The organism is Shewanella sp. SP2S2-6, from assembly GCF_031931965.1.
GTDB classification, from domain to species: Bacteria; Pseudomonadota; Gammaproteobacteria; order Enterobacterales; family Shewanellaceae; genus Shewanella; species Shewanella baltica.
Map to the genome: position 1 here is coordinate 35,115 of NZ_JAUOEQ010000021.1, position 13,842 is coordinate 48,956.

The 13,842-nt window shown below is 47.4% G+C and carries 12 protein-coding genes; 7 read left to right on the forward strand and 5 right to left on the reverse strand.

The window, feature by feature from the left end; genetic code table 11:
- The 4 genes from Q4Q57_RS14455 (at nucleotide 1) to Q4Q57_RS14470 (ending at nucleotide 2,772) form a co-directional block, all read left to right on the forward strand.
- Nucleotides 1-333, forward strand: coding sequence for a DUF3630 family protein (locus Q4Q57_RS14455; protein ID WP_071940629.1), 333 nt, complete (start codon nucleotides 1-3; stop codon nucleotides 331-333).
- 2 nt (nucleotides 334-335) lie between these two features.
- Entirely contained in the window at nucleotides 336-1,358 is a 1,023-nt protein-coding gene (locus tag Q4Q57_RS14460; RefSeq protein WP_311891206.1) for a serine/threonine protein kinase, read from the forward strand.
- A gap of 130 nt (nucleotides 1,359-1,488) precedes the next feature.
- Nucleotides 1,489-2,097 (forward strand): thiol:disulfide interchange protein DsbA/DsbL, encoded by a 609-nt coding sequence (locus Q4Q57_RS14465; protein WP_311891207.1) that lies wholly within the window; start codon nucleotides 1,489-1,491, stop codon nucleotides 2,095-2,097.
- A 462-nt stretch (nucleotides 2,098-2,559) separates the two neighbouring features.
- Nucleotides 2,560-2,772: a DUF1107 domain-containing protein gene (locus tag Q4Q57_RS14470; protein ID WP_106649149.1), complete on the forward strand. Its 213-nt coding sequence runs from the start codon at nucleotides 2,560-2,562 to the stop codon at nucleotides 2,770-2,772.
- Here Q4Q57_RS14470 and Q4Q57_RS14475 read toward each other — a convergent pair.
- A complete protein-coding gene (locus Q4Q57_RS14475; protein ID WP_006083484.1) occupies nucleotides 2,769-2,990 on the reverse strand; it encodes a cell division protein ZapB in 222 nt (73 codons plus the stop codon). The genes Q4Q57_RS14470 and Q4Q57_RS14475 overlap by 4 nt on opposite strands.
- 179 nt (nucleotides 2,991-3,169) lie before the next feature.
- Between Q4Q57_RS14475 and Q4Q57_RS14480 the strand changes: the two genes are divergently transcribed.
- Nucleotides 3,170-4,663, forward strand: coding sequence for a Na+/H+ antiporter NhaC family protein (locus Q4Q57_RS14480; protein WP_311891208.1), 1,494 nt, complete (start codon nucleotides 3,170-3,172; stop codon nucleotides 4,661-4,663).
- Between the two features lie 80 nt (nucleotides 4,664-4,743).
- Nucleotides 4,744-5,097, forward strand: coding sequence for a RidA family protein (locus tag Q4Q57_RS14485; protein WP_311891209.1), 354 nt, complete (start codon nucleotides 4,744-4,746; stop codon nucleotides 5,095-5,097).
- Nucleotides 5,098-5,235: 138 nt separating this feature from the next.
- Here the strand turns inward: Q4Q57_RS14485 and Q4Q57_RS14490 are convergent, their stop codons facing one another.
- Nucleotides 5,236-5,577, reverse strand: coding sequence for a hypothetical protein (locus Q4Q57_RS14490; RefSeq protein WP_259483671.1), 342 nt, complete (start codon nucleotides 5,575-5,577; stop codon nucleotides 5,236-5,238).
- A 12-nt stretch (nucleotides 5,578-5,589) separates the two neighbouring features.
- Nucleotides 5,590-5,862 (reverse strand): Rho-binding antiterminator, encoded by a 273-nt coding sequence (locus tag Q4Q57_RS14495; RefSeq protein WP_259483672.1) that lies wholly within the window; start codon nucleotides 5,860-5,862, stop codon nucleotides 5,590-5,592.
- A gap of 553 nt (nucleotides 5,863-6,415) precedes the next feature.
- Here Q4Q57_RS14495 and Q4Q57_RS14500 point away from each other — a divergent pair.
- Complete coding sequence (locus tag Q4Q57_RS14500) at nucleotides 6,416-7,507, forward strand: branched-chain amino acid aminotransferase (RefSeq protein ID WP_311891210.1); 1,092 nt, start codon at nucleotides 6,416-6,418, stop codon at nucleotides 7,505-7,507.
- A gap of 85 nt (nucleotides 7,508-7,592) precedes the next feature.
- Here the strand turns inward: Q4Q57_RS14500 and Q4Q57_RS14505 are convergent, their stop codons facing one another.
- Together Q4Q57_RS14505 and prpF are read right to left on the reverse strand one after the other, a co-directional pair.
- Nucleotides 7,593-12,119 (reverse strand): EAL domain-containing protein, encoded by a 4,527-nt coding sequence (locus tag Q4Q57_RS14505; protein ID WP_311891211.1) that lies wholly within the window; start codon nucleotides 12,117-12,119, stop codon nucleotides 7,593-7,595.
- Nucleotides 12,120-12,502: 383 nt separating this feature from the next.
- Complete coding sequence (gene prpF / locus Q4Q57_RS14510; RefSeq protein WP_311891212.1) at nucleotides 12,503-13,720, reverse strand: 2-methylaconitate cis-trans isomerase PrpF; 1,218 nt, start codon at nucleotides 13,718-13,720, stop codon at nucleotides 12,503-12,505.
- Between the last annotated feature and the right edge of the window lie 122 nt (nucleotides 13,721-13,842).

Genomic DNA, 13,842 nt, shown 5'->3' on the forward strand with positions numbered 1-13,842 from the left:
ATGAAATTACCAAGCACGCATCTAAAAGCCATTAGCTTAGATACCATTCGCTTAGATAGAAGCGCCTTAAGTTTAGCGGTCAGTGCGGATATCGATTTTGATCGTTTCGCCGACTTTGCCGAACCCTTAGCCGCGGCGCTCGATTGCACTGTGCGCGAGCGTCAGTGGGGCGCCGACAGGCATCAATGGTTATTAGAATTTGAAGGCAGCCAGTTATGGCTCAATTATGAGTTTTACGGCAACATTTGCTGGCTCTCGACCGAACGAGAAGCCGATTTTGAGGTGCTGGAATACTTAGCCACTTTGCTGCAACCTCACCTAAGAGTGAACTGAATATGAGTCAGAATATGACGCCACCAACCACGAGTTCTAGCGGCGCTGAGTTCCATTTTCAAGCCCTAACGCCGGATTTGATCTTAGATGCGATCGAAAGTTTGGGCGTGTACCCGGAAACAGGCCTGCTTGCGCTGAACAGCTACGAGAACCGCGTCTATCAGTTTCGCAGCGATGAAGGGCTGCGTTATGTGGTGAAGTTCTATCGACCCGACCGTTGGAGCGACGCGCAGATCCAAGAGGAGCATGATTATGCGCTCGCACTTGCGGCAGAAGATATCCCGATTGCGGTACCTGTGATCATCGAAGGTCATACGTTACACAAGTATCAAGGTTATCGATTTACCTTGTTTCCTTCCTTGGGTGGCCGTGCCTTTGAAGTCGATAATTTAGAACAGCTGGAATTAGTTGGTCGATTCATCGGTCGTATACATCAGTACGCGGCGCAAACGGTATTTACTGAACGTGAACCCTTGAATCCGCAGATTTTAGGCGCCGAGCCGCTCGCGTGGTTAAAGCAATCCAATCTGGTGCCTAACAGCCTACGCTTACCGTTCTTTACCGTAGTAGAGCAGGTGTTGGCTAAGGCGAATGCGATTTGGGAGCGCCAAGATTTTGCGGCCATTCGTTTGCATGGCGATTTACACCCAGGCAATATTTTGTGGACGCCAGACGGTCCCGGATTCGTCGATTTAGACGATGCGCGTATGGGGCCAGCAATTCAAGATTTATGGATGATGTTAACGGGTGATAGAGCGCAGCAGTTGATGCAGCTCGAGATATTACTCGAAGCCTATGAAGAGTTTTGTGAGTTTGATACCAGACAGTTAGCCTTGATTGAACCGCTGCGGGCGCTGCGTATGGTGCACTACAACGCGTGGATTGGTCGTCGCTGGGACGATCCAGCTTTCCCGATGAACTTCCCTTGGTTTGGGGATGAAAAGTATTGGGAACAGCAGATCTTGGCATTTAAGGAGCAACTTTTTGCTCTTGGCGAGCCACCACTGAGCCTAGTGCCTTATTAGTATTGAGCAAAATCTAATGTCACAGACGTATCTTGTGACATTAGATTGAACTCTTAAGCTTGAGTTACACTCAAAAAATGGAATATGTTAGTCTCCAGCCAATTTATCAAAAATGATTTAAGGAATGTTCATGAAAAAAGTATTACTTATGGCCGCGGCTTTATTACTGGCGCCACTGGCTGTATCGGCTGTGGAATACCAAGAAGGTGTGCATTACACAGTGATTAACGATGGCCCAGCAACCGCTAAGCCTGAGATCACCGAGTTTTTCTCTTTCTATTGCCCACACTGCTTTAATTTCTCTAAAACAGTTGTGCCAAAAATTCTCGCCGAAAAGCCAGAAGGTGTAGCGTTTAACCAAGCACACGTTGATTTTATTGGTAAAGAAATGGGCGTTGAAATGTCACGCGCATTTGCTGTTGCACATCAGTTAAATGTCGATGAAAAAATGGATGCGGCGTTATTCTCTGCCATTCATGAGAAAAAAGAACACTTTACTAACCTTGCCGATATTCGTGCCCTTTTCGTGGCTAACGGTGTCGATGGTAAAACCTTCGATGCGGCGGCAGAATCTTTCATGGTGAAGGCGCAAATGGCGAAAATGAAGCGTGATACTGAAAACGCTAAGCTGACAGGCGTACCTGCTCTTGTCGTTAACGGTAAGTATCGTGTTGAGACTGGCGCGATTAAATCCTACGACGAACTGTTAGATATCGCTTTCTACTTAACCAAAAAATAGTTTTATGGCGTTATCACATCACTGTCATGCGGGTTTGTAATAATGCTGAATATACTGAGTTTGAAAGGAGCCTGAGGGCTCCTTTTTTATTGCGGTACGGCGCAGACTAGGCGATTTTGAGGTTAGTCGCTTGAACTTATTGAATAAAAGCGAGGCAAAAAATAGGCAAAAAAAACCGTACTTCTTGTAAAAGAAAGTACGGACTTGAGCCAGAGGACTCATTTTTACCCTGAGTAACGCTGTTAATTTAGCAGAGCGTCAAAAAAATGGCAAGTGACATTATTATGGCGTTTTGTTTATTTGGGTTACAGCGTGGCAAATTGATAAGTTAACTAAATCAGATGATTAACTGTTTTTGGCAATAAATTATGAAAAAAAGCACGCTAACGATGAAACTCAAGTGGTAAAGCTTCTGTCAAACAACTGTAATCAATAACAACAAGAATGCTTGTAGGTGGTCATATGAGAGTTTTTCCTGTCTACGCACCTAAGCTTATCGTTAAGCATGCGCGTATTTTTCTCACTGGTGTTATTTGGGTTAAAGACTTAGGACGATTGGAATTTGAGAAGGGACGGTTTTTGCTGCCAAGAAAAAGCCTGCCAAAAGTGAAGCAGGCTATTTTAGAATTGAACGAACTGATCGAAGCGCAGCATCATCAAACAAAGGCTGTTTAGATTTCGCTGTTTAACAAGCCAACAAGGCCAGTCACTTTTTCGTTCCAAGAAGTGAGTTCTTCTTGTAGTTGCTGGTTTTGCGCATTCAATTGTTGATTGTGCTCACTCAGCGTAGACGCTTTTTGCTTCTCTTCTTCAAGCTCCATTTTTAGAAGCTCGATCGTTTCGAGTGCAGCCTGGATTTTGGTTTCCAGTTTGGACAGTAATTCAAGGCTCATCTGGAGAGTCCTATGGTTTCTGGATGGGACTGTGATTCTAGCAGTGCCTAGAACTTAAGGAATAGCGATTCTTGTCGTTTGGTCAAAAAACACCCTATTACTGGGTTCTAAATTAAGTTTTTTTGCATTTGTTATTAACTCGTTAGTATTCTTGGTTTTATTTTTTATCGGAATGGTCCATGTCGCCTAGTCTGCTCGCCATACTCCCGCTACTGTTGACCTTAACCTTAGCCCTGTTTTTACGTCGTACACTGGTGGCGTTAGGCGTCGGCATCGTCTCTGGCGCGCTATTGCTCGCCCAATTTGACCCACTGCAAACTGGGCGGTATTTGCTTGATATCGGCGTTAAACAATTCTATGCCCAAGGTGCTTGGCAAGCGTGGCACCTCAATGTGCTATTGGCCATGTTGCTGCTAGGCAGCATGACGCAGTTATTAGCACGTGGCGGCGCCGTGGGTCAGTTTGGTGATTGGCTTTATAGCCGTATCCGCACTGAACGTCAGGCACGTCTGGGCGTCGTTTTCCTTGGTTGGTTAGTGTTTATTGATGGAATTTTCAGTTGCCTTGCCGTCGGCCATGTTTGTCAGCCATTGAGCCAGCGTTATGGCATTCGTCATGAGCAGCTCGCCTATTTGGTCGATTCCAACGCTTCACCTCTGTGTGCGCTATTGCCTTTCTCTAGCTGGGGCCCCTATGTGATGGCTCTGATTGCGGGGATCAGCTTTTTGCCCGTGTCACCGCTGGAAGCCTTTATCGATGTGGCTTTATTTAATTTTTACGCCATAGTGACCTTAGGTTTGTCCGTGCTTGTCGCTTGGTATGGCGTGGGTTTTCGCTCTTTTGTCGCCGCTACCGTGGTGGAATCTTCTAGTACAGTCGAGGCCAAGGGCAATCCTTGGCTACTCGCTATTCCTATGCTGACTCTGTTATTGGCTTCGGTGGGATTAACTTTGTGGTCTGGTGCCCAGCAGGTCTCTTCTTGGGATGTGTCGCTCTGGCTGGCTAAGGCCGATATTGGCGCCTCTATGCGCGATGCTTGTTTGTTGGCGACCTTGGTCACTCTGATTATGTTGGGCTTGTCTGGGCGACGCTTAACGGCGTTAGTGGGGGATTTGAGCCACGGTGTGCGCATGATCGCCTTTGCTATTGCAATTTTGCTCTGCACTTGGATGATTGGCGCTGTTATCCAAGATCTTGGCGTGGCGAAATTGTTGGCCGCTTGGGCTAAATCTTATCTTTCTCCACACTTGCTGGTGGCGGGAATGTTTTTACTCTGCGCGATAATGGCTTTTGCGACGGGCTCGAGTTGGGGCACATTTGCGATTATGATCCCGATTGGTGCTGAGATTGCTCATAACCTTGATCCTCATCTGTTGTTACCAGTATTGAGCGCTGTGATGGCGGGGTCAGTTTTTGGCGATCACTGCTCGCCCATTTCAGATACCAGCGTGCTCAGTGCGACCAGTTCAGGTTGCGCTCCCCATGACCACGTGGTGACTCAGTTGCCCTTTGCGTTAATCGCGGCGTGTTCGGCCCTGATTGGATTCCAATTAGTGAATTTAGACGTGGCGACGCCGTTAGTGTGGTTGGCCGTGGTGAGCTGTGGTCTCGGTTTATTTGCCTTGATGGCGCGCTTCTATTCGCCTTGGCCTAAGTTAGTACCGCAGACATAACGCCTGTTTATCGTTAAAATGGCCTATTCGGTTTGAGCTGAACCCTTTATTTCAATGTACTGATTTAAGAGATGATCAATATGAGCATTACCCGTTTAGACGTTGGCACCCGCATGAGCAGCATAGTCACTCATCAAGGTACTGTGTATCTGTGTGGCCAAGTGGCGAAGGATAAGTATCAAGATATCACTGAGCAAACCGTCACTATGCTTGAAGAAGTCGATACCTTGTTGGCGCAGGCGGGGAGTTCGCGTGAGCATTTGTTGTCAGCGACTATCTATCTGAAAGACATGGGTGATTACTATGCGATGAATGCCGTATGGGATGCTTGGGTGCCTAAAGGCCATGCGCCAGCCCGCGCTTGCGTGCAAGCTGCTATTGCTGAGCCGGAATATTTGGTTGAAGTGTCTGTAATAGCGGCGGTCGCTGTTTAAGCGCGGAGCTATTTTTCGTCCAGTTTAGAATCCTGTCACCGAGTGTCATGACTCGGTGAAGCTTTTCCGCAATACACCTCGCTATCTAAACCTGCATTGTTCATCACGTTCACTCTCTTCTAGCTAAATCTTTCAGCTTTAACCTAATAAGTATTCCATTAAATGTTTAGGCACAAGCGGTGGATGATCCACATATTGCATTGAGAGTGCCGCGGCGATCGCATCAATATTCTGTTGCGCTAAGCCCTGTTCGATAATGGCAAACGCCCAAGGAGCCTCAGTTTTGAGCTTTAGGTAATAAGGCGTGTTGATAAATTGTGCGAGTGAGTAAGCCGCGCCACCTAAACCATGCCCCCAACCATCGCTAACCTGAAAGGGTCTATCAAGATGCGCCGTATCAAACTCAATCAGCTGGGGATATTGGCCATTATGCCCACCAGTCCAGTGACCGATTTCAACCGCTAACATTATCTTTGCCATGTGTTGTCCTCGCTAACCTTGTTTAGTGGCAATCAGCACCCTGCCAAATTCAGCATTCACATCGACAGGCGTGATAGCGACGATATGGTCGAGCCTAAGAGATTGTTTATTTTGTTGCTGCTGGATAACAAGCCACTCGGTTTTGTCGGCTCTGGTCTGCGTGGTGATGGCTTGACCTTGGCACTGCGTGCCATCAATCAACTCAATCTTGAGTTGATAACCGCGCAGGCAGGCAAGTTCGAGGTAATCGTAGTGCTCACAGGGGATCATCTTATAGTCAGACATAGGTTTATCTCATCGGGAGTTCGACCCCATTGTGGCAAAAATACTTGCCATTGGCATTATGCGTGACCCAATGCTGATTGTTTTATCTAGTATCTAAGACAGTGTGAAAGGCTGAGCCAAGCATGTTAGCGAGTTTTTTATTGCTTAGACCTTTATACCCAAGCTACCTGAAGATACGAGTTTCAGAGCGCCTAGGGTGCTTCAATTCAAGGCGCATCAATGACAGAATGTCGGTCACCTTTTGAATTGATGCAACACGGAAGTGGAGTTCCCTAGGCGCTCCGTCCCGGCGGGTTTTAATGCACTTTATGCTGTGTTGGTTATTTTTAACTTAGCCCACTAGGTCCGCAAATAACCGCAATCGCCATGGATGGCGTGAATGCCATTTATGCAGGAGCAATAAAGGGCCTTGCCTAAAGTGCGTTACCATTCCGTTAACATCAGCCGCTGAATCCTGCATCTTCAGATTGTTTGGGTATAGATATGCGCGCCCCTCTTGACTTTATTCCTGTCGCTCCCTAGTCTGCTTGTTCAGTAATCAAGGTGGTATGCGATGGAAATAACTTACAATTTAAAACCTGCGTCCGAGCGCCGTACTGAGCAATTCAAGCCCGAGGGGAATGTGGGCTTTGGTAGCCTCAGAACCGATCATATGTTTTTGATGGATTATCATGATGGACAATGGTGCGATCCGCGCATCGTTCCTTATGGACCATTTGAAATGGCACCGGGTGCAATGGCGTTGCATTATGGCCAGTCGATCTTCGAAGGCGCGAAAGCCTTTATGCACGAAGATGGCGAGATTTATACTTTCCGCATTAATAAGAATGCCGAGCGGATGAATCGCTCCGCCGATATCGTCTGTATTCCCAATATCGATGAACAAATGCAGATGGATGCGATCAATGCGTTGATCGATGTCGATCGCCTCTGGTTCCCGATGCAAGAAGGCGCGTGTCTGTATATTCGTCCTTTTATTTTTGCGACCGAAGACCGCCTCTCTGTGAGCCCAAGTTCGCGTTATACCTTCTGTGTCGTGTTAAGCCCAAGTGGCGCTTATTATGCGGCTGGCGTGAACAAAGGCATACGCTTACTGATCAGCAAAACTTTCCATCGTGCAGTATCGGGTGGCACTGGCGCCTCAAAAGCCGCGGGTAACTATGCGGCTTCGTTGCGTGCGGGTAAAGCGGCGGCAGCCTTTGGTGCATCGCAAGTGTTATATCTCGATTCGACCAATCAACAGATTGAAGAAGCGGGCGCGATGAATCATTTCCACATTCTGAAAGATGGCACTGTGATTATTCCAACCTTCACAGACACTATTTTGAAGTCGATCACCTCGCAATCCATTATGGAATTGGGTGAGATGCTCGGATGTGAAGTGCGCCAAGAGACTGTCATGCTTGATCAATTTATCGCCGATATCGAATCGGGTGAAATTATCGAGGCGGGTGGTTTTGGTACGGCAGCCGTGGTTTCAGCCGTGGGTTCCTACATTTTTGAAGATGGCCACATAGTCACAGTTGGTAATGGTGAAGTGGGCGAGCATATTCAGCGCATCTACAAACTGTATACCGAAATCCAAAAGGGCCACATTCAAGGTCCTGAAGGCTGGGTTAAGCGTGTTGAACGTTTAGCAAAGTAAGGAATTTGTGGTGATGTTTAAAGGCTCCTAGGAGCCTTTTTTATTGGCTGAATTTTGCGATGACATTTGTAGGCTTCGCCTCAAATCAAATCGGCTGTGGCTTAGAGTGATTCTTGAGTAAAGTTAAAAAGTCTGCAGCACTTAAGGGTTTACTGAGTAAGAAACCTTGTACTTGATCGCAACCCTGCATCGCCAAGAAGTTGAGTTGTTCTTGGGTCTCTACGCCTTCGGCGACAACGTTGAGGTCTAAACTGTGGGCGAGGGCGATAATCGCGCTGGTGATGGCCGCATCGTCGGGATCATTGGTGATGTCTCTGACGAACTCTCGATCAATTTTCAGCGTGTCTATCGGGAAGCGTTTGAGATAACTCAGGCTCGAATAACCCGTCCCAAAATCATCCACCGCTATGGTTAAGCCTAGGGCCTTGAGTTTTGACAAAATACTGACCGACTCCTGCGGATTGCCCATGATCATCGACTCTGTCAGTTCAAGCTCAAGGGATTGTGCTGGTAGACCAGAAACTGCCAAGGCCACTTCTATGGTGGAGATAATATCAGCCTTAAGTTGGCGCGCCGATAGGTTAACGGCGACAGTGATACCATTGAATCCTAAGCTGTTCCATTCGGCTAATTGCTGGCAGGCTTGATTGATCACCCAATGGCCAATTTGGGTGATGATGCCGGTTTCTTCCGCCAGCGGAATAAACTCGACGGGGGAAATGGGGCCAAGTTCAGTGTGATGCCAACGTAAAAGCGCTTCTATCCCAGTCAGCGAAGCATCTTTTAAACAGAACTTAGGCTGATAAACTAAGCTCAACTCGTTGCGTTGAATCGCCTGTTTTAACCCACTTTCGAGTTGCACATGGCGCGTGGCAATTTCATTTAACTTAGAAGTATAAAACTGGAAGTTATTCCTGCCTGATGATTTTGCGTGGTACATGGCAGTATCGGCAAATTTAATCAGCGAGTCGGCGTTGTCGGCATCGTTTGGATAGAGACTGATACCGATAGAGGTCGAAATGGTCAGCGTTTTATCGTCTAATAAAAAGGGCGTTTGGAATGCTCTGAGCACTTTTTCTGAGATCAAAGTAGCGGCTTTGGTTTTCGCCACCCCTTCTAAAATAATGGTAAATTCATCACCGCCTAGGCGTGCGACCGTATCGCCATCGCGCACTGCATTTTGCAGTCTTCTGGCAACGGCTTTGAGCAGTAAATCGCCGACATGGTGACCCATGGAGTCGTTGATATGTTTAAAGCGGTCGAGATCTAAAAACAGTAAGGCGACGATATTATTCGCTCTATGCGCTTGGGTAATCGCGTGATTGAGCCTGTCTTGGAATAAGGTCCGGTTAGGCAGGCCCGTTAAGGTGTCGAAACTGGCGAGGAAACGCAGATCTTCTTCGGCTTTTTTCCGCTGTGTGATATCGGTAAATACCGCGACGAAGTGACTGGTTTCACCTTTAATATCGATAACTTGGTTGATCTCAAGCCAGACTAAAATCGCCTGCCGTTGTTTATTGCGGATCCACAGTTCCCCGACCCAATGTTTATGGCGCAGTAGCTGTTGTTCAATTGTATTGAACAATTCACGCTGTTGGCGCCCAAAGGCTAAATGAATGAAATGCCTGTCGGTGATTTGGCGCTCTGTGTAGCCAGTAATGGCACAAAAGGCAGGGTTAACCGAGCGAATGCGATAGTCTAGGCCCGCAACGACAACCGCTTCATTCATACTGTTGAGCACTTGCGAGGACAATACCAGCTCGTTCTCAATCAGCTTACGAGAGGTAATATTACGGTTAGTCCCTGTCATGCGGATTGGGTTATCTAGGCTATCTTTTTCAACCACTTTGCCACGGTCTAAAATCCACACCCAATTACCCGGTGAGCGTTCGACACGGTACTCGGCTTCGAAGAAAGGCGAGCGGCCTTGAAGGTGCTCGTTTAGCTCAAGTTTGAATCTCTCTCTGTCTTCAGAGTGCATGCTCTCATGGACAATATTGCTGCTGTTCCAATGGGGAATCGAAGAGTCCATATTGGTACGATAGACTTGGTTTTCGGGTATGTTCCAGTCCCACATGCCATCGCCAGACGCCCAAAGTGCCAGTTTTAGCCGCTCCTCTGAGGCGCGAATGCTGGTTTCAAATTCACGTTGTATTTGATGTTTCTTTTTACGCCAGAGAATGACCCAAGCCAGCAGTCCTAAAGTGAGTAAGAAATAAAGGACGTAGGCGAATTGAGTGCGATAGAAGGGGGCTTGTACATTCAGATCGACAAGCAGCGCGTAGGCACCTTCTGAGTTGTATTGCAGCCCATGACGAACATGTAATCGGTAATGGCCAGGATTGATGTTAGTGAAGGTGATTTCATTGCCTGTGGGTAGCTCATGCCATCTGTTATCAAACCCTTCGAGATAATAGCTGAAACGGTTTCTACCCGTGTAGCTGAAATCCAATGAGGTCACCTCAAAACTGATTAGCTGATCGCTATAGTCCATCACTATGCTAGGGGGGCGGCTTAAATCGAGAATCGTATGGCCTTTTCCCGCAATGCTATAGCCAGTGAGCGCGACTTTAACATCGGGTCGTTGATCTGGAATCGACTCTGGATTGAAACGATTGATGCCATTAATGCCACCAAACCAAAGATCACCATCGCTGTCCTGGAGTTTTACGCCGCCGTTAAACTCCAGTGCCTGCAATCCTTCCTGTTCGTTGAATATGATGACGCGATTGGTTTTAGGGTCAAGTTTGCCTATGCCGGCATTGCTGCTAAACCAAATATTATGTTCTTGGTCCTCAAGTAAGGCGTAAATAGTATCGCTTGGTAATCCCTGCTCGCGGGTGTAATGAGTAAAGCCTGCATCGGCATCTTGTGAGGGTAACTTACTGATCCCGCCATGGGTGGCGAACCACACCTCACCCGCCTGAGTCACCAAAATATCGCGGACACGGTTGTTAATTAGACTTTTTTTATCTGAGGATTGGTGGAAGTAAGATTTACCTATGCCCGTTTTCATATCCAGTTTCAGCAGGCCATCGAGTGTGCCTATCCAAAGCGTATCTTTGTGCGCTCTTAGGATTAAAAACTGGTTTTGTGCCGGATGGAAATTATCAATATGTGCCAATGAGATAAAAGTAAATTCATCGGTATCGATAGCCTTGCGATAGAGGGCGTGGGTCGTTGCGACCCAGAGATGGCCTTGATCATCAATTTCTAAACTTCGGATGTAATTGGCTTCAGAGCCTTGGTCTGTACTTGCTGAGACCTTGAGTAATTGGAAATCTCCCTCTGGCGATAGCCGACCAAGTCCATAGTTAGTGGCAAACCAGAGCACGCCCGCTTTGTCTTGGGCAATATCTCGCAGGGTGAGGTTTAAATTGCGTTGATGCACCCCTAAGGCGTTAGCAAATCGCTCCGTATAGTGCTCATATTTACCGTTAGCTAACATGCGCTTAAGCCCTGCGCCTTCAGTGCCTATCCAGAGGGCATCATCTTTGCTGCGGAATAAGGTGCGAATATTGTTGCTCTGTTGCGACAGCTCTGCGGTGTATTCGAAAATATGCTGAAAATACTGGCGACGGGTATTAATTTTATCTAATCCCGAATAACTGGCGCCTAGCCATAAGTTGCCAAAGGGATCTTGTAGTACACTCAGTATGTTATTTTCACTGATACTGTTGGTGCGCTTAGAATCATACCTATGATAGGTCGCAGTGAATGTTTTATCGTTTCTCTCGAGTTGAATGAGACCCGCTTCAGGCCCGACGATCCAAAAATCACCCTGTTCGGTTTGGATAAAATCCTTAATGTAAGGCACGTTATCGTCAGTCTGCCAGAGGATTTCGCCCTGCTGCGAGGCCAAGTTGTAGTGCCATAGTTGTCCACCTAGGGCTAAGGTGATCGAGTAGGCTGAGTTCGCTTTAATTTGATAGGCAGTAACATTTTGCGGCACGTTTAAGCGAGTGATGGTATTTGCACTGACGGCAAAGGTGCCGCTATCTTGGGTACCTGCCAGCAGGTAAGTGTTTTCAACATTGGCTAAGCTAGTGATATAGGGCTCGACGCTATTACCTAAACTCACTTGGGTAATGCGTTTGGTTTTGGTCGATAGGGAAAATAGTCCTGCTTTAGTACCAATCCAGAGTGTATTACCCACTATGCTGAGTTTGGTGGTGCGGGGATCGGTCAGACCTTGTTCTTGGCCAAAGTGCTCAAAGGTCCCTGTACTCAAATCGAGTCGATTGACCCCTTGGCTGAATGTGGAAACCCAAATATAGCCTTCTGAATCTTGAATAATGTCAGAGACATAACTTTCAGAAATACTGTTAGGATCGTTGGGTGAGTGGGTGAAAATATTGAAGTTATGACCATTATAGGCATGCAAACCATCTTGAGTGCCAATCCACAACATGCCAGCACTGTCCATAAACAGGCTGGTAATTGTATTCTGGTTGAGACCATCTTCACTGCGAATATGTTCAAATTTAAGCTGTGTAAAAGCCGCACTCAAGGGTTGCGTTAATCCATTGCACGATATCCCCCACAAACTTAGGATACAAAGCGCGCTTAGCACAAGCCTGTGGATTAGTTGACTCAAATTTTCCCCTACCAAAAAACGGCCCCATCCTGATTAGGTTTCTATTTAGTTTAGTTCTTAGCCTAGACCTTAAATGCCATTTTGTTGTAAAAATTTAGTTTAAATAACTGACTTGGTTTAAAAATAACCAAAATCGATGGGCGCGATTCTATCACCGATCATGCGATAGCTTAAATATACTGTTTCAGTGTCTTTGTGCTGGTTATGACGAGCTTTTTTTCCCGTGTTTAAGCTTAAGAAGCTTAGCACTGTTTAAGATAGGCCAACATATGATGCTGCGACAAATGCAGCGAAAACCAGTGCGTGGGGTCACTAAAATCACGAGGGCGAATAGAAAAAGACCTTGCCGGAAGGGGGAGAAGCAAGGTCTTTGGTTGAACTGTTTTACTTAGATAAAGTTACGCAGCGGGCACGCGCACAAAACCTTCCATCAGCACCCGAGCGCTGCGGCTCATAATGGCTTTGACGACTGTCCATTCACCGTTGACCATTGACGCCTCAGCGCCAACGCGCAAGGTGCCAGAGGGATGACCAAAGCGCACCGCATCTATTTTGTCCTTAGTGTCGCCGCCAGCGGCTAAGTTAACTAAGGTGCCTGGGATCGCTGCTGCTGTGCCAATTGCCACTGCTGCCGTACCCATCATGGCGTGGTGCAGTTTGCCCATCGACAGGGCGCGCACGAGCAAGTCGATATCATCGATATTGACGGGTTTGCCGCTCGATGACACATAGGCTTTGGGTTTAGCAACAATGGCAACCTTGGGCGTATGTTGGCGTGTAATGGCTTCATCTATATGTGAAATCAAGCCCATACGCACTGCGCCATAGGCGCGAATGGTTTCGAATTTTGCCAGTGCCGCTGTGTCGCTATTAATATCATCCTGCAGCTCAGTGCCTGTGTAGCCTAAGTCCTCAGCATTGATAAAAATGGTGGGAATGCCAGCGTTAATCATAGTGGCCTTAAAGCTGCCAATACCCGGCACTTCTAGCACATCGACAACATTGCCCGTCGGGAACATGCTGCCACTCCCTCCGTTAGAATTGGCATCTTCGTCTGCAGCCGGGTTCATAAATTCGATTTGCACTTCAGCCGCGGGAAAGGTCACACCATCGAGCTCAAAATCACCGGTTTCTTGCACTTCACCCTTGGTGATGGGCACATGAGCGATAATGGTTTTGCCTATGTTGGCTTGCCAAATACGCACAGTGCAGACGCCATTTTGTGGAATGCGGGCCGTATCAATTAAGCCATTACTGATGGCAAAGGCACCGACGGCGGCGGTTAAGTTGCCGCAGTTACCACTCCAATCGACAAAGGGTTTATCGATGGCCACTTGGCCGAACAGGTAATCGACATCGTGATCGGTTTGAGTGCTAGGGGAGAGGATCACAGTTTTACTGGTGCTTGAGGTGGCGCCGCCCATGCCATCGATTTGTTTGCCGTAAGCGTCTGGGCTGCCAATCACTCGCAGCAGTAGCGCATCACGGGCAGGGCCAGCAACTTGTGCGGCTTTCGGCAAATCCTGCAGACGGAAAAACACGCCTTTACTGGTGCCGCCGCGCATATAGGTCGCAGCGATTTTGATTTGTGGCGCGTGGGTTGTTGAAGCATTCATAGATTGACTCCAAAAGGACTCCCAATGGAATCCAAATGAGCGCCAGTAACTTAATTGGGGAAGTTATTGGCGCTCGGTTTAGCTAGCTTATCTTTAGCTGATATTCGCGTTTTACTTGAGCC